Raw genomic sequence first — 25,329 nt, forward strand, 5'->3', positions numbered from 1 at the left:
CCCGATCGCGATGGAAGAAGGCCTGCGCTTCGCCATCCGTGAAGGCGGCCGCACCGTGGGTTCGGGCGTCGTGGCAAAGATCCTCGACATCTAAGAAGAAGTCGCACGCAAAGAGTACCGGAGGGGTATAGCTCAATTGGCAGAGCGTCGGTCTCCAAAACCGAAGGTTGTAGGTTCGATTCCTACTGCCCCTGCCACCTAGGTGGCACCTCCAAAAAAGCCCATCGCGACCCGATGGGCTTCGGCGTCTCAAGAGACGCATTGAATTGAAGGTCGAAAGACCACAGGAAATCAGCCAACCATGGCCACTTCTCAAATCGAAACCGTGAGCACGGGTGCCGACAAAGCCAAGATGGCTGCGGCTGTGGTGCTGGCAGTGGGCGCCATCGTGGCGTTCTATCTGCTGTCGCGCCAAGGATCGCTGGTGCAATGGGCTGCGCTGCTGGTCGGCCTGGCTGCGGCCGTGGGTGCTTTCGGCAGTTCGGAGAATGGCCGTCAGTTGTGGGCCTTTGGTCGCGACTCGTGGCGCGAGGTCAAGAAGGTTGTCTGGCCGACCCGCAAGGAAGCGATGCAGATGACGGCTTATGTGTTCGCCTTCGTGGCGGTCATGTCCGTCTTCCTCTGGCTCACCGACAAAACGCTCGAATGGGTGTTTTTCGACCTCATTCTGGGCTGGAGAAAATAAATGACCGCTGATCCAGTGAATGCAGTTGAAGCCACGCCGGGCACTCCGGAAGAGGAAAACACCTCTGTCCTGGCTCCTGCCGCCAACCCCGATCTGCGTTGGTACGTGGTGCATGCCTATTCGGGCATGGAGAAGGCTGTCGAGCGCAACATCACCGAGCGCATCAACCGCGCCGGCATGCAAGACAAGTTCGGCCGCATCCTGGTTCCGACCGAAGAAGTGGTCGAAATCAAGAACGGCCAGAAGCGCACCACCGAGCGTCGTTTCTTCCCTGGCTACGTGCTGGTCGAAATGATCATGAACGACGAGAGCTGGCACCTGGTGAAGCACACCAACAAGGTGACGGGTTTCGTGGGCGGCGCCAAGAACCGTCCGGCTCCGATCTCGCAGAAAGAGGTCGAGGACATCGTCAGCCAGATGCAGCAGGGCACCGAGAAGCCGCGCCACAAGGTCGAATTCACCGTCGGCGAGTTCGTGCGCGTCAAGGAAGGCCCGTTCACCGACTTCAATGGCACGGTGGAAGACGTCAACTACGAGAAGAGCAAGGTCAGCGTGTCGGTCATGATTTTTGGCCGCTCCACGCCCGTCGAGCTCGAATTCAGCCAGGTCGAAAAGACCTGAGCCTCGGGCCGAAAGGCCCGAACCATTTCCGGCTGCGCGCTATCCGACTCGGTGCGCGGCCTTGATCGAAGAGTCGTTCAACCCCGGGGAGCTGCGGCGAAAGCCAAGGCGATATCACCCGCAAGGAGCAAAGCATGGCGAAAAAAATCGTCGGCTTCATCAAGCTGCAAGTGCCAGCTGGTAAGGCCAACCCGTCACCACCCATCGGTCCCGCACTGGGCCAGCGTGGTTTGAACATCATGGAGTTTTGCAAGGCGTTCAACGCGCAAACCCAAGGCGTCGAGCCGGGTCTGCCGCTGCCGGTGGTCATCACCGCGTTCGCTGACAAGAGCTTCACCTTCATCATCAAGACGCCGCCGGCGATCACCTTGATCAAGAAGGCCATCAAGCTGGACAAGGGTTCGGCCACGCCGCAATCCGTCAAGGTCGGCAAGATCACGCGCGCTCAGCTCGAAGAGATCGCCAAGGCCAAGATGAAGGATTTGACCGCTGCCGATCTGGATGCGGCCGTTCGCACCATCGCCGGCTCCGCCCGTTCGATGGGCGTGACTGTGGAGGGCGTGTAAATGTCCAAGATCACCAAGAAGCAAAAGTCGTTCGAAGGCAAGGTCGACAGCAACAAGCTGTACTCCCTCGTTGACGCCATCGGTCTCGTGAAGGAAGCCGCCACCGCCAAGTTCGATGAATCCATCGACGTGGCCGTGCAACTGGGCATCGACGCGAAGAAGTCGGACCAGGTCGTGCGTGGCGCCGTCGTGATGCCCAACGGCACCGGCAAGACCAAGCGCGTGGCTGTGTTCGCCCAGGGCGCCAAGGCTGAAGAAGCCAAGGCCGCCGGCGCCGACATCGTCGGCATGGACGACCTGGCTGCCATGGTCAAGGCTGGCGACATGCCTTTCGACGTCGTGATCGCTGCCCCCGATGCCATGCGCGTCGTCGGTACGCTCGGCCAGATTCTCGGCCCGCGCGGCCTGATGCCCAACCCCAAGGTTGGCACGGTGACCCCGGACGTCGCCACGGCCGTGAAGAACGCCAAGGCTGGCCAGGTCCAGTTCCGCGTCGACAAGGCCGGCATCATCCATGGCACGATCGGCCGTCGTTCGTTCGACACCGACAAGCTGCAAGGCAACCTCGCCGCGCTGATCGACGCTCTGGTCAAGGCCAAGCCGGCGACCAGCAAGGGTGTGTACCTGCGCAAGGTGGCTGTGTCGTCGACCATGGGTCTGGGTGTCCGCGTGGACACGCAAACCATCTCGGCGAGCTGAAGAAATTTGCCCGGCTCCGAAAGGCGCGGGGCGGATGTGGTGGGTCGCGGCAGCTTCGGTTGCCGTGAGCCATCCAAGACCGCTGGTGTGCAGGGTTGCCTGCACTTAATCACCGGACCTCTTGTCCGGCAATCAGCGCAGATGGCGACCCCACTGCAAGGAATTAGTTTTGTTCCTGACAGTTGGTCGCTGCATGAAGCGCGATCCGAGGCCCCGGCCGAAGGTCGCATTAAAAGGAGTAGACCTTGAGTCTGAATCGCAGTGAGAAAGAAGCGGTCATCAGTGATGTGACCAGCCTCGCCGCAAAAGCTCAAACGCTCGTGCTGGCGGAATACCGTGGCATCACGGTTGCCGATATGACCAAACTGCGTACCGAAGCACGCAGCAAGGGTGTGACTCTCAGCGTGTTCAAGAACACGCTGGCACGCCGTGCTGTGACTGGTAGCGCATTCGAAGTCATCGGCGACCAGATGACCGGCCCGCTGATCTACGGCTTTTCCGAAGACGCAGTGGCCGCCGCCAAGGTGGTGGCCGACTTCGCGAAGACCAACGACAAGTTGGTGATTCGCGGCGGTGCGTTTGGCGGCAAGGTCCTGGACGTGAACGGCGTGAAGCAGCTCGCAAGCATCCCTTCGAAGGAAGTGCTGTTGGCGCAGTTGCTGGGCTTGATGCAATCCCCGATTTCCCGTACGGCACGCGTTCTCGCGGCGCTGGCCGCGAAGCGTGGCGAAGGCGCAGCAGCACCCGCAACCGATGCACCGGCAGAAGCCGAAGCGCAGCCCGCGTAAGCGGCCGGCGTTTGAAATATTCAACCCAATTGTTAGGAAACAAAAATGGCATTCGATAAAGACGCATTTCTGACCGCGCTCGACAGCATGACGGTCCTGGAACTCAACGAACTGGTGAAAGCCATCGAAGAGAAGTTCGGCGTGAGCGCTGCCGCCATGGCAGGTCCCGCAACTGCAGGCCCCGCAGTCGCGGCAGCTGAAGAACAGACCGAGTTCAACGTCGTGCTGGCCGATGTCGGCGCGAACAAGGTGTCGGTCATCAAGGCCGTGCGCGAAATCACCGGCCTGGGCCTCAAGGAAGCCAAGGACCTGGTGGAAGCCGCTCCCAAGGCTGTCAAGGAAGGCCTGTCCAAGGCTGACGCTGAAGCCGCAAAGAAGAAGCTGGAAGAAGCCGGCGCCAAGGTGGAACTGAAGTAATTCAGACCCTCTAGAGGGCTGGAGGTGCCTGAAAAGGCCCTCCAGCCTTTGCCGCTTTCAGAGCGCACCCGAAAGACGCCATCCCGACGCGTTTTTCGAGTGTCTTCTGACCCCGACTGCAGAAGACCCCTTGGTTCGGGCGATGTGCAATGCATCGCCGTCCGCCAACGGCTGGTAGTGGCCAGCCGCCAAGCAGTGGTGCCTAGGCACTGCTGACAAGTCGCTGAAGATCTCAAGCTCCGGAGCTCTCATGGCCCAATCGTCCGCGTACAGTTACACCGAACGCAAGCGCATCCGAAAAAGTTTCGGTAATCGCGACAGCGTCGTCGAAATCCCCTACCTGCTGCAGATGCAGAAAGACGCGTACACCGCGTTCCTGCAAGCGGGCATCGCCCCCAAACAACGCACCGTCGAAGGCCTGCAGGCCGCGTTCGACGCCGCCTTCCCGATCGTCTCGCACAACGGTTTCGTCGAGATGAAGTTTCTCGAGTACAACCTCGCGAAACCGGCTTTCGATGTGCGTGAATGCCAGACCCGCGGTCTGACCTTCGCCTCGGCCGTGCGCGCCAAGGTCCAGCTCATCATCTATGACCGCGAGTCGTCGACGTCGCAGTCCAAGGTGGTCAAGGAAGTGAAGGAACAAGAGGTCTACATGGGCGAAGTGCCGCTCATGACCGAAAAGGGTTCGTTCATCATCAACGGCACCGAGCGCGTGATCGTGTCGCAGCTGCACCGTTCGCCCGGCGTGTTCTTCGAACACGACAAGGGCAAGACGCACAGCTCGGGCAAGCTCCTGTTCTCAGCCCGCGTGATTCCTTACCGCGGCTCGTGGCTCGACTTCGAATTCGACCCGAAGGACATGCTGTACTTCCGCGTGGACCGTCGCCGCAAGATGCCGGTCACGATCCTGCTGAAGGCCATCGGCCTGAACCCGGAATCGATCCTCGCGAACTTCTTCGTGAACGACAACTTCCGCCTGATGGACAGCGGCGCGCAGATGGAGTTCGTCTCCGAGCGCCTGCGCGGCGAAGTCGCGCGCTTCGACATCACCGACAAGTCGGGCAAGGTCGTGGTCGCCAAGGACAAGCGCGTCACCGCACGCCACACGCGTGAACTGGAACAGTCGAACACCACGCACATCAGCGTGCCGGAAGACTTCCTGGTGGGCCGCGTCATCGCCCGCAACATCGTCGACGCCGACTCCGGCGAAATCCTGGCCAAGGCCAACGACGAACTGACCGAAGCGCTGCTCAAGAAGCTGCGCACGGCCGGCGTGCAGGACATCCAGGTCATCTACACGAACGAACTGGACCAGGGCGCGTACATCTCGCAGACGCTGCGCATCGACGAAACCGTCGACGAGTTCGCAGCCCGCGTGGCCATCTACCGCATGATGCGTCCCGGCGAGCCGCCGACGGAAGACGCGGTGCAGGCCCTGTTCCAGCGCCTGTTCTACAACCCGGACACGTACGACCTGTCGCGCGTGGGCCGCATGAAGTTCAACGCCAAGGTCGGCCGCGACGAATCCACCGGCCCGATGGTGCTGACCAACGAAGACATCCTGGCCGTGGTCAAGATCCTCGTGGACCTGCGCAACGGCAACGGCGAAGTCGACGACATCGACCACCTGGGCAACCGCCGCGTGCGTTGCGTCGGCGAACTGGCCGAAAACCAGTACCGCACCGGCCTGGCGCGTATCGAGAAGGCCGTGAAGGAACGTCTGGGTCAGGCCGAGCAAGAGCCGCTGATGCCGCACGACCTGATCAACAGCAAGCCGATCTCGGCCGCGCTGAAGGAATTCTTCGGTGCCTCCCAGCTGTCGCAGTTCATGGACCAGACGAACCCGCTGTCCGAAATCACCCACAAGCGCCGCGTGTCGGCCCTTGGCCCGGGCGGTCTGACGCGTGAACGTGCAGGCTTCGAAGTGCGCGACGTGCACGTGACCCATTACGGCCGCGTCTGCCCGATCGAAACGCCCGAAGGCCCGAACATCGGCCTGATCAATTCGCTGGCCCTGTACGCCCGCCTGAACGAATACGGCTTCATCGAGACGCCGTACCGCCGCGTGGTCGACAGCAAGGTCACGATGGACATCGACTACCTGTCGGCCATCGAGGAAGGCAAGTACGTCATCGCCCAGGCCAATGCGGTCCTGGACAAGGACGGCAAGCTGACCGGCGACCTGGTGTCGGCGCGTGAAGCCGGCGAATCGATCCTGGTCGGCGCCGAACGCATCCAGTACATGGACGTGTCGCCCGCGCAGATCGTGTCGGTGGCTGCCTCGCTCGTGCCGTTCCTGGAGCACGACGATGCGAACCGCGCGCTGATGGGCGCCAACATGCAGCGTCAGGCCGTGCCTGTGCTGCGTCCCGAAAAGCCGATGGTCGGTACCGGTATCGAGCGCGTCTCCGCGGTCGACTCGGGCACCGTGGTCACGGCCACCCGTGGCGGTATCGTCGACTACGTCGATGCGACCCGTGTCGTGGTGCGCGTGAACGACGCCGAAGCAGCTGCCGGTGAAGTGGGTGTGGACATCTACAACCTGATCAAGTATCAGCGTTCGAACCAGAACACCAACATCCATCAGCGCCCCATCGTCAAGCGCGGCGACAAGATCGCCAAGGGCGACGTGATCGCCGACGGCGCATCGACCGACCTGGGTGAGCTGGCCCTCGGCCAGAACATGCTGATCGCGTTCATGCCCTGGAACGGCTACAACTTCGAAGACTCGATCCTGATCTCCGAACGCGTCGTCGCCGAAGACCGCTACACCTCGATCCACATCGAGGAACTGGTGGTGATGGCGCGCGACACCAAGCTGGGCGCCGAAGAAATCACGCGCGACATCCCGAACCTGGCCGAGCAGCAGCTCAACCGCCTCGACGAATCCGGCATCATTTATGTCGGCGCCGAAGTGCAGCCGGGCGACACGCTGGTGGGCAAGGTCACGCCGAAGGGCGAGACCACGCTGACGCCTGAAGAGAAGCTGCTTCGCGCCATCTTCGGCGAGAAGGCTTCCGACGTGAAGGACACCTCGCTGCGTGTGGACCAGGGCTCGCAAGGCACCGTGATCGACGTGCAGGTGTTCACCCGCGAAGGCATCACGCGCGACAAGCGCGCCCAGCAGATCATCGACGACGAGCTCAAGCGCTTCCGCCTCGACCTGAACGACCAGCTTCGCATCGTCGAAGCCGACGCGTTCGACCGTATCGAGAAGCTGCTGACCGGCAAGGTCGCCAACGGCGGCCCGAACAAGCTGGCCAAGGGCACCAAGCTCGACAAGGCCTACCTGGCATCGGTCGAGAAGTTCCACTGGTTCGACATCCGCCCGGCGGAAGACGAAGTGGCAACGCAACTCGAGTCGATCAAGAACTCGCTCGAGCAGACGCGCCACAGCTTCGACCTCGCGTTCGAAGAAAAGCGCAAGAAGCTCACGCAGGGCGACGAGCTGCCCGCGGGCGTGCTCAAGATGGTCAAGGTCTACCTGGCCGTCAAGCGCCGCCTGCAACCCGGCGACAAGATGGCCGGCCGCCACGGCAACAAGGGTGTTGTGTCCAAGATCGTTCCGGTCGAAGACATGCCCCACATGGCCGACGGCACGCCGTGCGACATCTGCCTGAACCCGCTGGGCGTGCCTTCGCGGATGAACGTGGGCCAGGTGCTCGAAGTGCATCTGGGCTGGGCCGGCAAGGGCATCGGCCAGCGCATCGGCGACCTGCTGCAGCAAGAAGCCAAGGTGGCCGAAGTGCGCAAGTTCATGGAGCAGCTGTACAACGGCTCGGGCCGTCCGGAAGACCTCAGCCAGCTGAGCGACACCGACGTGCTCGCCATGGCGGCCAACCTGCAAAGCGGCGCGACCTTTGCCACGCCGGTGTTCGACGGCGCCTCGGAAGACGAAATTCGCGGCATGCTGAAGCTCGCCTACCCGGACGACATCGCCAAGCTCAAGGGCCTGACCGATACGCGCACGCAGGCGTACCTGTACGACGGCCGCACCGGCGACCAGTTCGAGCGCCCCGTCACCGTCGGCTACATGCACTTCCTGAAGCTGCATCACCTGGTGGACGACAAGATGCACGCCCGCTCGACCGGCCCGTACTCGCTCGTTACCCAGCAACCGCTGGGCGGCAAGGCGCAGTTCGGCGGCCAGCGTTTCGGTGAAATGGAAGTGTGGGCGCTGGAAGCTTATGGCGCCGCCTACGTCCTGCAGGAAATGCTGACCGTGAAGTCCGACGACGTGCAAGGCCGTACCAAGGTGTACGAAAGCATCGTCAAGGGCGAGCACTCGATCGAAGCCGGCATGCCGGAATCGTTCAACGTGCTGGTCAAGGAAATTCGTTCGCTGGGGCTCGACATCGAGCTCGAGCGTTCTTAATTGAAAAGGGAAAGAGTCTTATGAAATCGCTACTCGACCTGTTCAAGCAATTCACGCCCGATGAGCATTTCGATGCCATCAAGATCGGCATGGCTTCGCCCGAGAAGATCCGCTCGTGGTCTTTCGGTGAAGTGAAGAAGCCCGAGACGATCAACTACCGCACGTTCAAGCCCGAGCGCGACGGTCTCTTCTGCGCCAAGATCTTCGGCCCCATCAAGGACTACGAGTGCCTGTGCGGCAAGTACAAGCGCCTGAAGCACCGCGGCGTGATCTGCGAGAAGTGCGGCGTTGAAGTCACGCAGACCAAGGTGCGTCGCGAGCGCATGGGTCACATCGACCTGGCCGCGCCCTGCGCCCACATCTGGTTCCTGAAGTCGCTGCCGTCGCGTCTGGGCCTGGTGCTCGACATGACGCTGCGCGACATCGAACGCGTGCTGTACTTCGAAGCCTACGTGATCACCGACCCCGGCATGACCCCGCTGAAGAAGTTCGGCATCATGTCCGAGGACGACTACGACGCCAAGCGCAAGGAATACGGCGACGAATTCGTTGCCAAGATGGGCGCCGAAGGCATCAAGGACCTGCTGGAAGGCATCGAGCTCGACAGCGAGATCGAACGCCTGCGCGGTGACCTGACCGGCTCCGAAGTCAAGGTCAAGAAGAACTCCAAGCGCCTGAAGGTGCTGGAAGCCTTCCGCAAGTCGGGCATCAAGCCCCAGTGGATGGTGCTGGACGTGCTGCCTGTGCTGCCGCCGGACCTGCGTCCGCTGGTGCCGCTGGACGGCGGCCGCTTTGCGACCTCCGACCTGAACGACCTGTACCGCCGCGTCATCAACCGCAATTCGCGCCTGCGCCGCCTCTTGGAGCTGAAGGCTCCGGAAATCATCGCGCGCAACGAAAAGCGGATGCTGCAGGAAGCCGTCGACTCGCTGCTGGACAACGGTCGTCGCGGCAAGGCCATGACGGGCGCCAACAAGCGCGCGCTCAAGTCGCTGGCCGACATGATCAAGGGCAAGAGCGGTCGTTTCCGCCAGAACTTGCTGGGCAAGCGCGTGGACTACTCGGGCCGCTCGGTCATCGTGGTGGGCCCGACGCTCAAGCTGCACCAGTGCGGCCTGCCCAAGCTGATGGCGCTCGAGCTGTTCAAGCCCTTCATCTTCTCGCGCCTCGAAGCCATGGGCATCGCGACCACGATCAAGGCTGCCAAGAAGGAAGTCGAATCGGGCACGCCGGTGGTCTGGGACATCCTGGAAGAAGTGATCAAGGAACACCCGGTCATGCTGAACCGTGCGCCTACGCTGCACCGTTTGGGCATCCAGGCGTTCGAGCCGATCCTGATCGAAGGCAAGGCCATCCAGCTGCACCCGCTCGTTTGCGCGGCCTTCAACGCCGACTTCGACGGCGACCAGATGGCTGTTCACGTGCCGCTGTCGGTGGAAGCACAAATGGAAGCCCGCACGCTGATGCTGGCCTCCAACAACGTGCTGTTCCCGGCGTCGGGCGAACCGTCGATCGTTCCTTCGCAGGACGTGGTGCTGGGTCTGTACTACACGACCCGCGACCGCATCAACGGCAAGGGCGAGGGCCTGATCTTCTCCGACATCGGTGAAGTGCAGCGCGCGCTGGACGCCAGCGAAGTCGAGCTCACCGCCAAGGTGGCAGTGCGCATCACGGAATACACCAAGGACAAGGAAACCGGCGTCTTCACGCCGTCGACCTCGCTCGTGGACACCACCGTGGGCCGCGCGCTGCTGTCCGAGATCCTGCCCAAGGGCCTGCCGTTCTCGAACATCAACAAGGCGCTGAAGAAGAAGGAAATCTCCAAGCTCATCAACGTCTCGTTCCGCAAGTGCGGCCTGAAAGAGACCGTCGTGTTCGCCGACAAGCTGCTGCAAAACGGCTTCCGTCTGGCGACCAAGGCCGGTATCTCGATCGCGATCGACGACATGCTGGTGCCCGCTGAAAAGCACGGCATCATCGAGCGCTCCGCCAAGGAAGTGAAGGAGATCGAACAGCAGTACGTCTCCGGTCTGGTGACATCCGGCGAACGCTACAACAAGGTAGTGGACATCTGGGGCAAGGCCGGCGACGAAGTGTCGAAGGTCATGATGGCCAAGCTTTCCAAGCAGAAGGTCATCGACCGTCACGGCAAGGAAGTCGAGCAGGAGTCGTTCAACTCCATCTACATGATGGCCGACTCCGGCGCCCGCGGTTCCGCAGCGCAGATTCGCCAGGTGGCCGGCATGCGTGGCCTGATGGCCAAGCCGGACGGCTCGATCATCGAGACGCCCATTACCGCGAACTTCCGCGAAGGCCTGAACGTGCTGGAGTACTTCATCTCCACCCACGGTGCCCGTAAGGGTCTGGCCGACACGGCGCTGAAGACGGCGAACTCGGGTTACCTGACCCGTCGTCTGGTCGACGTGACGCAAGACTTGGTCGTGACCGAGCAGGACTGCGGCACCCACGGCGGCTACCTGATGCGCGCCATCGTCGAAGGCGGTGAAGTGATCGAGTCGCTGCGCGACCGAATCCTCGGCCGCTCGGCTGCGGACGACGTGCTGCATCCGGAAAACCGTTCGGTGCTGCTGAAGGCCGGCGAGATGTTCGACGAAGACAACATCGAAGTCCTGGAAGCCCAGGGCGTCGACGAAGTCAAGGTCCGCACCGCGCTGACCTGCGAAACCCGCTTCGGCATCTGCGCCACCTGCTACGGCCGCGACCTGGGCCGCGGCGGCCTGATCAACATCGGCGAAGCCGTCGGTGTGATCGCCGCCCAGTCCATCGGCGAGCCCGGCACGCAGCTGACGATGCGTACCTTCCACATCGGCGGCGCCGCTTCGCGCGCTGCCGTCGCCTCGAGCGTGGAAGCCAAGTCGAACGGTTCGATCGGCTTCAACGCCACGATGCGCTATGTGACCAACAGCAAGAACGAGCTGGTCGTGATTTCGCGTTCGGGCGAGATCGTCATCCATGACGAACACGGCCGCGAGCGCGAGCGCCACAAGGTGCCGTACGGCGCGATCCTGGCCGTCAAGGCCGACCAGCAGATCAAGGCCGGCCACGTGCTTGCCAACTGGGATCCGCTGACGCGCCCGATCATCACCGAGTTCGCCGGCAAGACGCAGTTCGAGAACGTCGAGGAAGGCCTCACGGTCGCCAAGCAGGTGGACGAAGTGACCGGTCTGTCGACCCTGGTCGTGATCGACCCGAAGCGCCGCGGCGCCGCCAAGGTCGTGCGCCCGCAGGTGAAGCTCATCGACGCCTCCGGCGCCGAAGTGAAGATCCCGGGCACCGACCACTCGGTGACGATCGGCTTCCCGATCGGCTCGCTGGTGCAGATCCGCGACGGCCAGGACGTGGGCCCCGGCGAAGTGCTGGCCCGCATCCCGGTCGAAGGCCAGAAGACGCGAGACATCACCGGCGGTCTGCCGCGTGTGGCCGAGCTGTTCGAAGCCCGTTCGCCCAAGGACAAGGGCATGCTGGCCGAAATGACCGGTACCGTGTCGTTCGGTAAAGAGACCAAGGGCAAGATCCGCCTGCAGATCACCGATCCCGAAGGCGGCGTCTACGAAGACCTCGTGCCCAAGGAAAAGAACATCCTGGTGCACGAAGGCCAGGTGGTGAACAAGGGCGAGTCGGTGGTCGACGGTCCGGCGGACCCGCAGGACATCCTGCGCCTGCTGGGTTCGGAAGAACTGGCGCGCTACATCGTGGACGAAGTGCAGGACGTGTACCGCTTGCAGGGTGTGAAGATCAACGACAAGCACATCGAGGTGATCGTTCGCCAGATGCTGCGCCGCGTCGTGGTCGACAACATCGGCGAGACGAACTACATCTCCGGCGAACAGGTCGAACGCAGCGAAATGCTCAACACCAACGACGCCCTGCGCGCCGCTGGCAAGATCCCCGCGACGTTCACCAACCTGCTGCTCGGTATCACGAAGGCGTCGCTGTCGACCGACTCGTTCATCTCGGCTGCTTCGTTCCAGGAAACGACGCGCGTGCTGACCGAAGCCGCGATCATGGGCAAGCGCGACGAGCTGCGCGGCCTGAAGGAAAACGTCATCGTCGGCCGCCTGATTCCCGCGGGCACCGGCATGGCGTATCACCAGGCACGCCGGGCCAAGGACGCCATGGACGACGCCGAGCGCCGCGCCATCGCCGAATCCGAAGCCGCCGAACTGGCGGGTTCCTCGAGCGATGCGGACGCCACGGTCGACGCCAGCGAAGGCGCCGCGACCGAATAAGCGGCTAGCATCACCGGCCATGACCGGTACAACACGCCCCCCGACCGCCCCTGGTTGGGGGGCGTTTTTCTTTGTGTTTCGATGAGGTGTCGTTTCCGATGAGTGTGTTGCCCGAGTCGCTGGCCAGCTGGATCGCCATTGCGGTGCTGTTGTTCTGGTTCGTCGGCGCCTACAACCGGCTGGTGCGCCTGCGCGCGGCCGTGCTGCAGGCGTACGCGACGCTGGACGCGGCATTGAGCAGGCAGCTCGATTTCGTGCAGGCCAGCATCACCGCCGCGCTGCAGGGGGAGTCGCCGCCGCCGCAGGAGCTGTCGTCGTCGGTGGCGCCGCTGCAGGCGGCCACCACGCAACTGGCCACGCTGCTGGGCGCCACCCGGCTGCATCCGCTGGACCCGGGCGGCATGGCGGCGCTGGGCACGGCGCTGCAGGTGCTAATCACGGCATGGCAGCGACAGCATCCGGATGCGGTGACGGTCTTCGATGCGGACGGAACGCTGTCGCGGCCGGTGCCGCTCACCCCCGCGGGCACGAGCACGGGCGGCAGCACGGGGAACGGCATGACCACCGCGCCGAACGCGGTCGAACCGATTCCCTGGCCCGAGCCTTCGGCGGCCGCCGAGATCGCGCGCAGCCAGTTCAACCTTGCGGTGGCCCACTACAACGACGCGATCGTCCAGTTTCCGGCGCAGCTGGTGGCATGGGCCGTGCGTCTTCGTCCGGCCGCGCCCTTGCGCTGAGCGGCGTCTTCCTTTTTTACTCTGCGTGGCGCAGTGCCTTTGGCCCGCCCGTTACCATCGCCCCAACTTGTCTGACCTACCTTCCGATTCCCCCGGCAACGCAGCGCCTTCGCTGCAGCCGCCGCTGTGGCGCCAACTGCAACTGACCGCTGCGGCGCTCGCGTCGATCCGCGCCGGCACTTCGGGCTCCGTGGCCTTCGAAGCCGTCGAGCCCGCCATGCGGCCTGGCGTGCAGGCGCTCGGCTTCCAGGTGCTGCGCTGGCTTGGCCGGGCCGAAGCGCTGCGCCGTCACCTGGCCAAGCGCACCCCGCCGCCGCTGCCTGATGCCTTGCTCTGCACCGCGCTGGGGCTGGCCTGGGACGGTGAACGCGCACCGTACGAACCCTTTACGCTGGTCGACCAGGCCGTGGAGGCCGCCAAGCGCAATCCGGCGACGCGGGCGCAGGCCAGCTTCATCAACGCCTGCCTGCGGCGCTTCTTGCGCGAGCGCGATGAGCTCGTTGCCATCACCGACCAGGAGCCGGTTGCGCAATGGAACCATCCGCGCTGGTGGATCGAGCGGCTCAAGCGCGATCATCCGCGCGACTGGCAGCGGGTGCTGGCCGCCGACAACGCGCAGGCGCCGATGACGCTGCGGGTCAATCTCCAGAAATCCACGGTCGCTGCCTACCAGGCCGAGCTCGAGGCAGTGGGCCTCTCCGCCGTGCGCGTGGGCGCCAGCGGCCTCCAGCTGGGACGCGCCCGCCCCGTGCAGCAACTGCCCGGCTTTGCCGACGGCGCCTGTTCGGTGCAGGACGAGGCCGCGCAGCTCGCGGCCCCGCTGTTGCTCGAGGGCCTGCTGCCAGCGAAGCCCGGCGCCGGGCCCCTGCGCGTGCTCGACGCCTGCGCCGCCCCCGGCGGCAAGACCGCGCACCTGCTCGAGCTGGCCGGCCCCGGCTCGGCCGAGGTCATGGCGCTGGAGGTCGACGGCGTCCGCAGCCGCCGCATCGACGAAACCCTGGCCCGCCTCGGTCTCAAGGCCCAGGTGGTGGTGGCCGATGCGGCCCGCCCCGCCGCCTGGTGGGACGGTACGCCCTTCGACGCCATCCTGCTCGATGCGCCGTGCACCGCCTCGGGCATCGTCCGGCGCCATCCCGATGTCCGCTGGCTGCGCCGCGAGAGCGACACCGCCCAGCTTTCCGCCCAGCAGGCCTCGCTCCTGGCCGCGCTCTGGCCGCTCGTGCGGCCCGGCGGCCGCCTCCTTTACTGCACCTGTTCCGTCTTCCGGGAAGAGGGCTCGCAACAAATTGATGCGTTCCTTGCACACAACACTGACGCACGATTGCAACCGTCCCCCGGCCATTTGCTGCCCCAAAGCGGGGGGAATGTCCGTGGCGTCCCGGACAATCCCTCTGGTGACCACGACGGCTTCTTCTACGCCCTGCTTGAAAAACGCCCGCCCTGAGCCCGTCCGTTCGCGCCTGTCGGTCCTGCTGGCCGCGGCGTTGCTGATCGGGTTGCTGCTGCTGGCGTGGCTGCCGGCGCCTGCCGGGGCCCAGGGCCGTCCGAACACGGCAATCACCCAGATGCGCCTGGAGCAGTCCGACGACGGCGTTTACCTCAGCGCTGCCGTGCAGTTCGAACTGCCCTCGCTGGTCGAGGAAGTGCTCGACAAGGGCATTGCCATCTATTTCGTGGCCGAGGCCGAGCTGTACCAGGAGCGCTGGTACTGGACCGACCGCAAGGTCGCGCAGGCCACGCGCCACATGCGGCTGGCCTACCAGCCGCTCACCCGCCGCTGGCGGCTCAACGTATCGCCGGTGCCCATCACCGGCGCGGCCGGCTTCGGCATCTCGCTGAACCAGAACTTCGACACCCTCGACGATGCGCTGGAGGCCATCAGGCGCGTGGGCCGGTTGCGCCTGGGCGACGCCGCGGAAATCGGCGACGACCCGGTGCACCAGGTGATGTTCCGCTTTCGGCTGGACACCTCGCAGTTGCCCCGGCCGTTCCAGATCGGCGTGGTCGGCCAGGCGGACTGGAACATTTCGGCCGAACGCACCGCGCGGCTGGCGCTGGAGAAGCAGCGGTGAGCACCAAACCGCGCAGCGGCGCAGCGGCCACCCCCGCCGCCAGCCGCTCGCGCGCGATGCGCTGGGCCGTGGGCGTGGGCGCCGCGCTGGTCACGGCCATCGGCCTCGTCCTGATCTTCCTGCTGGCCCAGGCCACCAACAACCGCGCGCTGTACGAACGCTATTACGTGCGCCTGTTCGGCATCAACGTCGTGGTGGCGGTGCTGCTGGTGCTGGTGATCGGCTGGGTCGCCTTCAGGTTGCTGCGGCGGCTGCGCCAGGGCAAGTTCGGCAGCCGGCTGTTGATCAAGCTGGCGGCCATCTTCGCGCTGGTGGGCGTGGTGCCGGGGGCGCTGGTCTATGTGGTGTCCTACCAGTTCGTTGCGCGCTCGATCGAGAGCTGGTTCGACGTCAAGGTCGAGGGCGCCCTCGATGCGGGCCTGAACCTGGGCCGTGCCACGCTCGATTCGCTGTCCGATGACCTCTCCACCAAGACCCGTGCCGCCAGCGCCCAGTTGTCGCAGGTGTCCGATGCGAGCGCCGGCCTGGCGCTGGAGCGCATCCGCGACCAGCTCGAAGCGAGCGACGTGGTGCTCTGGACCGGCTCCGGCCAGCTCATCGCCAGCGCCGGCACCTCGCGCTTCCAGCTCAACCCCGAGCGGCCGACCGTGCAGCAGTTCCGCCAGGTGCGCCCGGACCGCGCGATCGCGCACATCGAAGGCCTGGACGAAATCGCGGTGCCCGGCGGGCCGCCTCCTGCCGCCAGCGTGCGCGCGCTCGCCATGGTGCAGAGCCCGGGTTTCGACTTCGACACAGCCAGGCGCTACCTGCAGGTGACGCGCCTGCTGCCGCCGGCCGTGGTCGCCAACGCGCTGGCGGTGCAGGAGGCCAATCGCGAGTACCAGGAGCGGGCGCTCGCCCGCGAGGGCCTCCGCCGCATGTACATCGGCACGCTCACGCTGAGCCTCTTCCTGGCGGTGTTCGGCGCGGTGCTGCTGGCCGTGCTGTTCGGCAACCAGCTGGCGCGGCCGCTGCTCGTGCTGGCCGACGGCGTGCGCCAGGTGGCCGCCGGCGACCTGCGGCCCACCGCCGTGCTGCAGGGCAAGGACGAGCTGGGCGGCCTGACGCGCTCGTTCGCGGTCATGACCCAGCAGCTGTCAGACGCCCGCGGCGCGGTCGAAAAAACCATGGGCCAGCTCGATGCCGCCCGCGCCAACCTGCAGACCATCCTGGACAACCTGACCTCGGGCGTGATCGTGCTGGACGCCAAGGGCACAGTGCTGTCCACCAACCCGGGCGCCACCCGCGTGCTGCGCGCGCCGCTGGCGGCCTACGAGGGCCAGTCGCTCGTCGACGTGCCGGGGCTGGCCGACTTCGGCGCCAAGGTGCAGCAGCAGTTCGACGAGTTTCAGGTCGAGCGCATGCAACACGGCCTGGACCACTGGCAGCATGCCTTCGAGCTGCACGCCACCGGCAACGACCTGCCGCACAAGGACGGCGCCATCAACATCGTCGCGCGCGGCGCGGAATTGCCCGGTGCCGCGCGGCTGCTGGTGTTCGACGACATCTCCGAGATCGTGTCGGCCCAGCGTGCGCAGGCCTGGGGCGAAGTGGCGCGCCGCCTCGCGCATGAAATCAAGAACCCGCTGACGCCCATCCAGCTGTCGGCCGAGCGGCTGGAGATGAAGCTCTCCGGCAAGGTCGCGCCGCCGGAGCAGGCCATTCTGGTGAAGTCGGTGAAGACCATCGTCGACCAGGTCGATGCGATGAAGCGGCTGGTGAACGAATTCCGCGATTACGCACGGCTGCCCGCGGCCGACCTGAAGCCCGTGGACCTCAACGCGCTCCTGGTCGACGTGCTCCAGCTCTACAACGCCGAGAACCTGCCCATCGCGCTGCGCTCCGAGCTCGACGAGCGCTGTCCGTCCATTCGCGGCGACGAGCAGCAAATTCGCCAGGTCATCCACAACCTGCTGCAGAACGCGCAGGACGCCGCCGAGGCGGCCGCCAGCGGCACCGGCAGGGCGGGCGAGGTCATCATCCGCACCCGGCTGGGCGATTCGGGCCAGCGCGTGCGCCTGACGGTGCAGGACAGCGGCCCCGGCTTTGCAGAAAACATCCTCAAGCGCGCCTTCGAACCCTACGTGACGACGAAAACAAAAGGTACAGGTCTGGGGCTCGCGGTGGTCAAGAAAATCGCGGACGAGCACGGCGCGCGCATCGAGCTTTCCAACCGCGTTGTCGACGGGGCTGTGGCGGGGGCGCAAGTCTCGCTATCATTCGCGCTGGCAGGCGAGCTGCGGGCAGCGGTCGCTCACACCGAAGATTCCAAGTCTTCCACCGCCTGAGCGTCCATCAATCCAGCGCAAGGACGCTGGGCCGGACGGCGAACCAACACACACCAGCGCACACAACAATCAGCACTCATGGCAAACATTCTCGTGGTCGATGACGAGCTGGGCATCCGGGACCTGCTCTTCGAAATTCTCAATGACGAGGGCCACAACGTGGAGCTCGCGGAAAACGCCGCCGAGGCCCGCGCCGCGCGCCAGCGTGCGCGGCCCGACCTGGTGCTGCTCGACATCTGGATGCCCGACACCGACGGCGTCACGCTGCTCAAGGAATGGTCCACCGCCGGCCTCCTGAGCATGCCCGTCATCATGATGAGCGGCCACGCCACCATCGACACCGCGGTGGACGCCACGCGCATCGGCGCCTTCGCCTTCCTCGAAAAACCGATCACTCTGCAGAAGCTGCTCAAGGCCGTGGAGCAGGGCCTTGCACGCGAAAGCGCACGGCGCGCCGCAGCGGGCGTGGTGCCGGTGCCCACCGGCGGCAACCAGGGCGCTGCCATCACCACCACCGGCGACAGCCTGCTCATGGCCTCGCTGGCCGCAGTGCCCGTGCCGGACGCCGGCCCGCAGTCGACCCAAAGCTTTGATCTCGATCGCCCGCTGCGCGATGCCCGCGACGGCTTCGAGAAGGCGTACTTCGAATTCCACCTGGCGATGGAGAACGGTTCGATGACCCGCGTGGCCGAGAAAACCGGCCTAGAACGCACCCATCTTTATCGCAAGCTCAAACAACTTGGCGTCGATCTTTCAAGAGGCCGCAGAACCGCTGTATAATTTAGGGCTGCACACAATGGCCCGGTAGCTCAGTTGGTAGAGCAGCGGATTGAAAATCCGCGTGTCGGTGGTTCGATTCCGCCCCAGGCCACCATATCCCGTAAGGCGCTACAGCTATCAAGGTTGTAGCGCCTTTCTCGTTTTATTCCCACCACGGGAATTCGACGTCATTGCGACACTTGATTGCGATACCTCAAATATGAGGGAAATTTGCGTTGATTTAGTCGACCGTATTCGGTAGCCTCAGCAAGCCGTCTGTGGATAACCTTGTGGACAGACGGTTTACAACTTACAAAGTGGAGAAAATCATGCACACATTCCTTCGGGCTTTGTCATGACGGTTGACCTCCAAACCGAGTTCCAGACCTACTGCGCAAAGCTGCCCGAGATGATCGTGAACGGCCACGACGGCGAATATGTCGTGATCCGCGAGTCGCAGCCATTTCATTTCGAACGCACGTACGAGGCTGCATTGAATTGGGCCTACGACAAGTTCGGTCTGGAGCGCTTCTTCGTCAAAAAAGTGACCGAAGATTTCGCTGCCGCACATTTCACTCGCGACCTAGGCTAAGTGCCTGTCATCCGTGCGAGGTATGGGGCGCGCGGTCCGATCATCGATGCGCATATAGGCCCCAGCGAACCGCTGCGCAATCTCATGAGAGCGCGCGGCCTTCATGTCCCGCCTCCGATCACAGTGCAGTTGCTGATCGACACTGGGGCAGATACAACCATGATCGCGGAAATTCATATGAGATCGCTGGGACTCACTCCCAGCGGCGCGGCGCCTGTGCGCACCATTACGACAGGCGTGACAGGTGCCGCCTGCAACACGTATGACGCCAGTCTGCGCATTGACTCACATCTGTTCGGCGACCGACCACATGAAATTCCAGCGCTGGAAGTGCTTGCTCAGGAATTGCATAACGAGGGTATAGATGGTCTGCTTGGTCGAGATGTGTTGAGTACCGTCTTGACGACCATCGATGGGCCTCGGCGCACTTTCATTCTTCAATGGGCTTAAAGCCCTCTGCGCTCGGAGATGCGAGAGCGGTCGTACACCCATGCAGTTGTCTTCATGTCTGCGTGCAACTCGGGAAGCGAGCCGTATTGCGCCTTGTGCTGCGTCGTGTAGTACGCCCTTGGGTCGTGGAAGGTGAAGCAGAGAGGGCCGGGCCTTGGCGGCCGGCCTTTCAAGCGGCATGCGATGCCGGTTTGGCATATCTGCAGGCTGCGTGGGCTGCGGCTGGACAAAACGCAACCGCGAGCATGACGGAGTGCGATGCCGGCCATGTCAAAGTCGTTCGGCAAAGCGGCATGGGAAACATCCTCCCGATCCAAGTGAAGGGTCGGGTGTGTCCTGCTAACAGTACGGCGGTCGGTGTTGCGTGGCGCGCGGACGATTTTTCGATTCCGCCCCAGCCACCAAATTCGAAGCCCTTGATTCTTCACAGGATCAAGGGCTTTTTCGTTGGCCGGATGTTTTCCGCCGTCAGCGTACGTCAGGCCCTCTTCTTGAAATGCGCCGAAGCCCCGCTCGCCCGCGCCAGGTCTTCCGCAGCCACCAGCAGATCCGGCCCCAGCGCGAGCATGCGTTCCTCCGACAGCCGCACCATCGGCCCCGCGATCGTGATGACGCCGATCACCGCGCCGCTGCTGCTTCCGCTGTTGCGCACCGGCGCGGCCATGGCCGTCATCGCGGGGGAGAACACCTCGCTGATCATCGAGAAGCCGCGCTTGCGCGCCGCGCGCAAATACGCGAGCAGCGCCTTGACGGTGGTGGGCGCCTTCGGCCCGAAGTCTTCGGGTTGTCCGAAGCCTTGTCTTGCAACCAACTGGAGCGCCTGCTCGTCTGTCATCGTCGACAGCCAGGCGTGGCCTGCCGAGCTGCATGAAAGATTGACCGACAGGCCCATGTCCGGGTCGTAGCGCAAACCGCGCGTCGCGCCTTGCGCCTTTGCGACGAAGGTCAGTTCGTCGCCGTCGACCACCGCCAGCCGCACCAGCTCGCCCGACGCGGCTGCGAGCCTGTCGAGCAGCGGCTGCGCGATGTCCACGATGCCGCTGTTGCTCAGGAAGCTCAAGCCCAGCGAGACGAGCTTGATCGTGAGGATGTAGTCGCCGTGGCTCTGGTCCTGCCGCACGTAGCCGCAGCGCACCAGTTCGCTCAGCAGCCGATGGGTGGCGCTCAAGGGCATTTCCAGCTCGGCCGACAGCGCGGAAAGGGCGCGGCCTTCCGGGTGGCCGGCCAGGTGTTCAAGCACCTTGAAGCTGCGTTCGAGTATGGCGGTCATGCGATCAACTTTAGCATTTTGCCAAGTGTTTTCACTAGTAGAAAGATTTTCCACTTTCCAATTAAGATCGCGCCGCCTGGAGGTTGGAGGCGTCATTTCGAGCGCCCCGACATGCATTCCCTACATCGCAGCTGGAGATCATCTTGAGAACGCTTTACCGCTCGCTGGCCACCGCCGGTCTCGCCCTCGCGCTGGCCCTTCCTTCCCTCGCGCAGGCCCAGCAGGAGCGCGTGATCCGCTTCGGTCACCTGAACAACGCCGACCACCCGGTGAGCTTCGGCGTCAAGCGCTTTGCCGAACTGCTCGCGGCCAAGAGCGGCGGCAAGATGAAGGTGCAGGAGTTCCCCGCCTCCCAGCTGGGCAACGAGATGCAGCAGCAATCGGCCCTGCAGGGCGGCGTGCAGCAGATGTCGGCCCCGGCCACCACCTCGCTCGCAGGCATCGTCAAGGAGTTCGGCCTGGTCGACTTTCCGTTCTCGGTGAACAACTTCGCACAGGCCGATGCGCTGCTCGACGGCCCGCTCGGCCAGGCGCTGATCGCCAAGCTCCCCGAGAAGGGCCTCGTTGCGCTCGGCTACTGGGACCTGGGCTTTCGCAACGTCACCAACAGCAAGCGGCCCATCACCAAGCCTGAAGACCTCGAAGGCTTGAAGATCCGTGTGATTCCGAACCCGGTGTTCCTGGAGACCTTCAAGGCCTTCAAGGCGAACCCGGTGCCGATGCCTTTTGCCGAGTTGTATGGCGCCCTCGAATCGAAGGCGGTGGACGGTCAGGAGAATCCGTATGCGGTGATCCTGTCGAACAAGTTCTTCGAGGTGCAGAAGTTCGTGAGCGCCACCAACCATGTGTACGCCGCCAACATCGTGCTGGTGAGCAAGAAGTTCTGGGACTCGCTCACGCCGGCCGAGCAGAAGATGATGAATGACGCGGCCAATGAGGCGCGCGGTTATCAACGCCAGGTCAGCCGTGCCGCGGCCCAGAAAGCCGTGGGCGAGCTGCAGGCCAAGGGCGCACTCTTCAACGAGCTCACCCCCGCCGAGCAGGACCGCATGCGCACCATCGCCAAGCCCGTCATCGACAAGTTCGCATCCCAGTACGAACCCGCCATCGTCAAGCTCTACAACGACGAACTCGCTCGCATCCGCAAGCCCTGACCACCCGGCCGTCCGCGTTCATCGCGAACCACGCCACGGGCTGAACGCCCCCTCATTCCTGCCGGCAATCTGCATCCACCGCTGCTCCTGCCGGCCGCCGCCGAGCAGCCCAATCCGCTCTCGGGGACATGTCCCCGCGGGTCCCGCTTCGACCAAAAAAAGGAGACACCCTTGAAATCTTCCAGATCATTTCTCTTCGGACTTGCATCGACCGCGGCGCTCGCGCTGGCGGTGACCGCGTGCGGTGGTGGCAGCGGCGGCGGCCCGTCGTTCGCGGGCTTTCCGATCCAGCCCGTCGCGCCGGCCGCGCCCACCGAGCCGACGGCGCCGACCGACGAAGTGCCGGTGCAGCCGACGGACCCCGTGGCCGAGGTGGACGACAGCTTCGACACCTACTACAACGTCTGCCGCGGAACGAACCCCAAGTGCTACAACGATTGGGGCGCGTTCGCCACGACGCCCGATCGCGTGCTGGTCTATTCGCGCACCGCCGGTCCGCGCCATGCGGTGCTGGGCACGCCCATGGGCACCGGCCTGAACCCGGTGATGAACCCCGACAACGTCATGCAGGCCGGCCTGGTGCGCATGCTCACGGCCGAAGGCATCACGGTCGATTGGACCGAAGACGTCGCCATCCTCGGCAGCCGCATCAACAACTACAAGGCCATCATCTTCGCGAGCTCCAACCGCGACACGCTGTGGAACGGCGCGGTCAGCACGAGCCAGGATGCCGCACGCACTGCGCTGCGCAACTACATGCGCCGCGGCGGCGGCTTCGTCGGCCTGCACAACGCCTTCGGTGCCGAATACAACTGGCCCTACTACGAAGGACTGCTGGGCAACGCCAACTTCTACAACCACGGTCCGAACCGTGCAGGCGATGTCGAGATCGTCTCGGACGACCCTTCGACCAAGGACGTGCCCAAGCGCTTCTCCTTCCAGGACGAGTGGTACAACCTCGCGCCCTTCCCCACGAAGGTGAAGTTCCTTGCCAAGGTCGACACCTCCACGCTGAAGCCGTTGACCTCCGCGCCGCACCCCGGCCATGCGGACTTCCATCCGGTCGCCTGGTGCCAGTACTACGACGGCGGCCGCGCATGGCTGACCACGCTCGGCCACAACGCCCATTCGTTCACCGCGGACCTCTCGGGCGTCGGCGCCATCGAGTTCCAGAAGCTGGTCGTCCAGGGCGTGAAGTCGGCGATGGGCCTCACGCCTTTCTGCACCGAGTAACGACGGCCTTCCGGGACCGGTGCGGCGCGAGGCGTGCGGCACCGGTCGTTCCGAACACTTCCGTTCCAACGTTCAACGAGTAGAGACATCCATGAAACCAAAGTCATTGGTCACGCTGCTGATTTCCTGCGGCGTGCTCGCATCGCCGTTGTTGATCACCGCGTGCGGCGGATCATCGGGCGGCGGCACGCCCGCATTCCCGGTGGTGCCGGCCCCGCCCGCGCCGCCGCCGGAGCCCGGCGCACCGCCTCCGCCGCCGCCCGCACCCGCGGCACCTTCGGCGAACCTGTCCGACTGCTGCACCGCCGGCGACAAGGACTTTCCTAAGGTCGGCGGCAACCTGGGCAACCAGAACTACTCCAGCCTTGCGAAGATCGACAAGGCCCAGGTCGCCAAGCTCGGCGGCGCCTGGGTCAACCAGATCGAAGGCGGCATGGCCACCGGCAACAACCAGAGCACCACGGTGGTGGTCGACGGCACCATCTACATCGAGTCGGCCGTCGGCAACGTGGTTGCGGTCGACGGCAAGACCGGCCTGACCAAGTGGAAGTGGACCACGCCCTACGGCGCGATCACACGCCGCGGCGTGGCCGTTGCGAAGGACCTGGGCCTGGTCTTCACCGTGGCCACCGGCAACCGCCTGGTGGCACTGCGCACCGACACCGGCGCCATCGCATGGATCAAGCAGTACCCCAGCAGCGCCACCGACCCCGACTACCAGGGCGCGCTGCAGAAGGTGGCGCTGGTCTATCACGACAAGCGGCTGTTCCTCGGCACCAACGACGGCAGCCGCGGCGCCGCGTTCTCGGCCGATGCGCTCACCGGCAAGGTGCTGACGTCGTTCTGGGGCGTGCCGCGCGCCGGCGAGATCGGCTACGACACCTGGGGCGGTGCGGCCGAGTCCGACCGCGCGGGCGCCACGCCGTGGATCCATCCCGCGGTGGACCCCGAGCTCGGCCTCATCTACTGGACCTTCGGCAACGTGCGCGGCGGCTCATCGCAGAACGGTTCCACGCGTCCGGGCCTGAACCTGTTCGCCAACTCGCTCGTCGCGCTCGATCTGAAGACCGGCGAATACAAGTGGCATTTCCAGTCGGTGCACCACGACATCTGGGACATGGACAACGTGATGTCGCCCGTGCTCGCCGACGTGAAGATCGATGGCAAGGACCGCAAGGTCGTCATCTACGGCAGCAAGACCGGCATGTACTACATCCTCGACCGCAAGGACGGCAGCGCGCCGCTGGGCATCGACGAGGTGCCGGTGAAGCAGGATGCCCGCCAGGCCAGCTGGCCCACGCAGCCGCTGCCGCGCCAAGGTGCGTGGACAGAAACCTGCATCGTCGACCAGCCGCTGGGCACCGCCATTCCCGGCGACCCGAATCGCGCCGTGCCCAACTACGTGAAGGGCTGCCTCTACGACGCGCACTGGGACGTGCCGATCCTCTCCATCCCCGGTCACGGCGGCGGCGCCAACTGGAACCACCAGGCCTTCAGCCAGCGCACCGGTCTCGTCTACACGGGCATGGGCTACGTGTCGGCCGCGCATTCGCTCACCGAGTCGAGCAACGGCCTGCGCCCGCCGGGCACCTACATGACGGGCGCGGTGGTGGCGGTCGACCCGAGCACCAACCTCGTGAAGTGGAAGAAGCAGATGCCGTACTCGCTCGCGCACGGCAACGGCATCCTGGCCACAGCATCGAATCTGCTCTTCATCGGCCAGCCCGACGGCAACCTGCTCGCCATGGATGCCAACGACGGCAGCGAGCTGTGGCGCTTCCAGACGGGCGCGGCCATCAGCGCCAGCCCCATCGCGTACGAGATCGACGGCGAGCAGTACGTGGCGGTGTTCTCGGGCGGCACGGGCATTCCGTATGGCGATTCGGCACCGCGCGGCGACCGGCTGTGGGCCTTCAAGGTCGGCGGCACGGTGATGCCGCCTGCCACGCCGACACCGCCCGTCGTGCGCCGGCCGGTGTCCGGCTCGGCGGTGGAAGGCGCGGCGCTGCCCACGCCCAACACCGTGTTCCTGGCGCGCGTGCAGACCGCCGCCAACGAGCCCGGCGCCACGGAATCGACAGCGGTGAATGCCATGACGCCGACCTTCATGCGCGTGCCGGTGAACACCACGGTGACCTTCACCAATCCGGTCGCCAACGTCAACACGCATTGCGCCACGCAATTCTTCGAAGGCCGGTTCAACTTCAACCTGGCCCCGGGTCAGTCGGGGACCCACACCTTTGACACGCCGGGCGAATACTTCTACAACGACTGCCATAGCCCCCGTCCTACGGGCAAGATCGTCGTGTATTGATACCGTGTCCTCAATCCCCA

19 protein-coding genes, 2 tRNA genes and 1 pseudogene are annotated in these 25,329 nt (G+C 64.6%); 21 read left to right on the forward strand and 1 reads right to left on the reverse strand.

Translation table 11 applies throughout. The features are described 5' to 3' along the window. The 18 genes and pseudogenes from ABIC90_RS12490 to ABIC90_RS12575 all read left to right on the forward strand — a co-directional run. A pseudogene (locus tag ABIC90_RS12490) lies at positions 1-94 on the forward strand (elongation factor Tu); the annotation flags it as partial. Between the two features lie 27 nt (positions 95-121). After that, positions 122-197: transfer RNA gene (locus tag ABIC90_RS12495), tRNA-Trp, on the forward strand. Between the two features lie 104 nt (positions 198-301). Then, complete coding sequence (gene secE / locus ABIC90_RS12500; RefSeq protein ID WP_354354440.1) at positions 302-685, forward strand: preprotein translocase subunit SecE; 384 nt, start codon at positions 302-304, stop codon at positions 683-685. Beyond that, a complete protein-coding gene (gene nusG, locus ABIC90_RS12505; protein ID WP_354354441.1) occupies positions 686-1,306 on the forward strand; it encodes a transcription termination/antitermination protein NusG in 621 nt (206 codons plus the stop codon). 134 nt (positions 1,307-1,440) lie between these two features. Then, positions 1,441-1,872 carry a 50S ribosomal protein L11 gene (gene rplK / locus ABIC90_RS12510; RefSeq protein ID WP_187113694.1) on the forward strand — a complete coding sequence of 144 codons (432 nt, stop codon included), beginning with the start codon at positions 1,441-1,443 and terminating at the stop codon, positions 1,870-1,872. Next, positions 1,873-2,571, forward strand: a complete 699-nt coding sequence (gene rplA / locus ABIC90_RS12515; protein WP_354354442.1) for a 50S ribosomal protein L1 — start codon at positions 1,873-1,875, stop codon at positions 2,569-2,571. Positions 2,572-2,816: 245 nt separating this feature from the next. After that, positions 2,817-3,359: a 50S ribosomal protein L10 gene (rplJ, locus tag ABIC90_RS12520; RefSeq protein WP_354354443.1), complete on the forward strand. Its 543-nt coding sequence runs from the start codon at positions 2,817-2,819 to the stop codon at positions 3,357-3,359. Between the two features lie 45 nt (positions 3,360-3,404). Continuing rightward, positions 3,405-3,776 (forward strand): 50S ribosomal protein L7/L12, encoded by a 372-nt coding sequence (rplL, locus tag ABIC90_RS12525; RefSeq protein ID WP_354354444.1) that lies wholly within the window; start codon positions 3,405-3,407, stop codon positions 3,774-3,776. A 250-nt stretch (positions 3,777-4,026) separates the two neighbouring features. After that, entirely contained in the window at positions 4,027-8,151 is a 4,125-nt protein-coding gene (gene rpoB, locus ABIC90_RS12530; protein ID WP_354354445.1) for a DNA-directed RNA polymerase subunit beta, read from the forward strand. A 20-nt stretch (positions 8,152-8,171) separates the two neighbouring features. Continuing rightward, a complete protein-coding gene (gene rpoC / locus ABIC90_RS12535) occupies positions 8,172-12,401 on the forward strand; it encodes a DNA-directed RNA polymerase subunit beta' (RefSeq protein ID WP_354354446.1) in 4,230 nt (1,409 codons plus the stop codon). A gap of 98 nt (positions 12,402-12,499) precedes the next feature. Continuing rightward, positions 12,500-13,138, forward strand: coding sequence for a lema family protein (locus ABIC90_RS12540; protein WP_354354447.1), 639 nt, complete (start codon positions 12,500-12,502; stop codon positions 13,136-13,138). A gap of 112 nt (positions 13,139-13,250) precedes the next feature. Next, positions 13,251-14,582, forward strand: a complete 1,332-nt coding sequence (rsmB, locus tag ABIC90_RS12545) for a 16S rRNA (cytosine(967)-C(5))-methyltransferase RsmB (RefSeq protein WP_354354741.1) — start codon at positions 13,251-13,253, stop codon at positions 14,580-14,582. Next, on the forward strand, positions 14,563-15,210 hold the full coding sequence (locus tag ABIC90_RS12550) for a DUF4390 domain-containing protein (protein ID WP_436318205.1): 648 nt from the start codon (positions 14,563-14,565) through the stop codon (positions 15,208-15,210). Before rsmB ends, ABIC90_RS12550 begins: the two co-directional genes overlap by 20 nt. Next, positions 15,207-17,537 (forward strand): sensor histidine kinase, encoded by a 2,331-nt coding sequence (locus ABIC90_RS12555; protein ID WP_354354448.1) that lies wholly within the window; start codon positions 15,207-15,209, stop codon positions 17,535-17,537. The genes ABIC90_RS12550 and ABIC90_RS12555 overlap by 4 nt, the downstream gene beginning before the upstream one ends. Before the next feature lie 78 nt (positions 17,538-17,615). Further along, positions 17,616-18,317 carry a response regulator gene (locus tag ABIC90_RS12560; protein WP_354354449.1) on the forward strand — a complete coding sequence of 234 codons (702 nt, stop codon included), beginning with the start codon at positions 17,616-17,618 and terminating at the stop codon, positions 18,315-18,317. An 18-nt stretch (positions 18,318-18,335) separates the two neighbouring features. Next, a tRNA-Phe gene (locus ABIC90_RS12565) sits at positions 18,336-18,411 on the forward strand. A gap of 240 nt (positions 18,412-18,651) precedes the next feature. Continuing rightward, the gene (locus ABIC90_RS12570) at positions 18,652-18,888 is read left to right on the forward strand and encodes a hypothetical protein (protein ID WP_354354450.1); all 237 of its coding nucleotides are present in this window, start codon (positions 18,652-18,654) and stop codon (positions 18,886-18,888) included. Positions 18,889-19,011: 123 nt separating this feature from the next. After that, positions 19,012-19,338, forward strand: coding sequence for a retropepsin-like aspartic protease (locus ABIC90_RS12575; protein WP_354354451.1), 327 nt, complete (start codon positions 19,012-19,014; stop codon positions 19,336-19,338). A gap of 478 nt (positions 19,339-19,816) precedes the next feature. Here ABIC90_RS12575 and ABIC90_RS12580 read toward each other — a convergent pair whose 3' ends face one another. Further along, entirely contained in the window at positions 19,817-20,608 is a 792-nt protein-coding gene (locus ABIC90_RS12580) for an IclR family transcriptional regulator (protein WP_354354452.1), read from the reverse strand. A 143-nt stretch (positions 20,609-20,751) separates the two neighbouring features. Between ABIC90_RS12580 and ABIC90_RS12585 the strand changes: the two genes are divergently transcribed. From ABIC90_RS12585 to ABIC90_RS12595, 3 genes are all read left to right on the forward strand, one after another. Next, a complete protein-coding gene (locus ABIC90_RS12585; protein ID WP_354354453.1) occupies positions 20,752-21,762 on the forward strand; it encodes a TRAP transporter substrate-binding protein in 1,011 nt (336 codons plus the stop codon). 171 nt (positions 21,763-21,933) lie between these two features. After that, positions 21,934-22,995 (forward strand): ThuA domain-containing protein, encoded by a 1,062-nt coding sequence (locus ABIC90_RS12590; RefSeq protein WP_354354454.1) that lies wholly within the window; start codon positions 21,934-21,936, stop codon positions 22,993-22,995. A gap of 91 nt (positions 22,996-23,086) precedes the next feature. Then, positions 23,087-25,309 carry an outer membrane protein assembly factor BamB family protein gene (locus ABIC90_RS12595; protein WP_354354455.1) on the forward strand — a complete coding sequence of 741 codons (2,223 nt, stop codon included), beginning with the start codon at positions 23,087-23,089 and terminating at the stop codon, positions 25,307-25,309. The last annotated feature ends 20 nt before the right edge of the window (positions 25,310-25,329 follow it).

Source organism: Variovorax boronicumulans (assembly GCF_040544675.1).
Classification (GTDB): Bacteria; Pseudomonadota; Gammaproteobacteria; order Burkholderiales; family Burkholderiaceae_C; genus Variovorax; species Variovorax boronicumulans_D.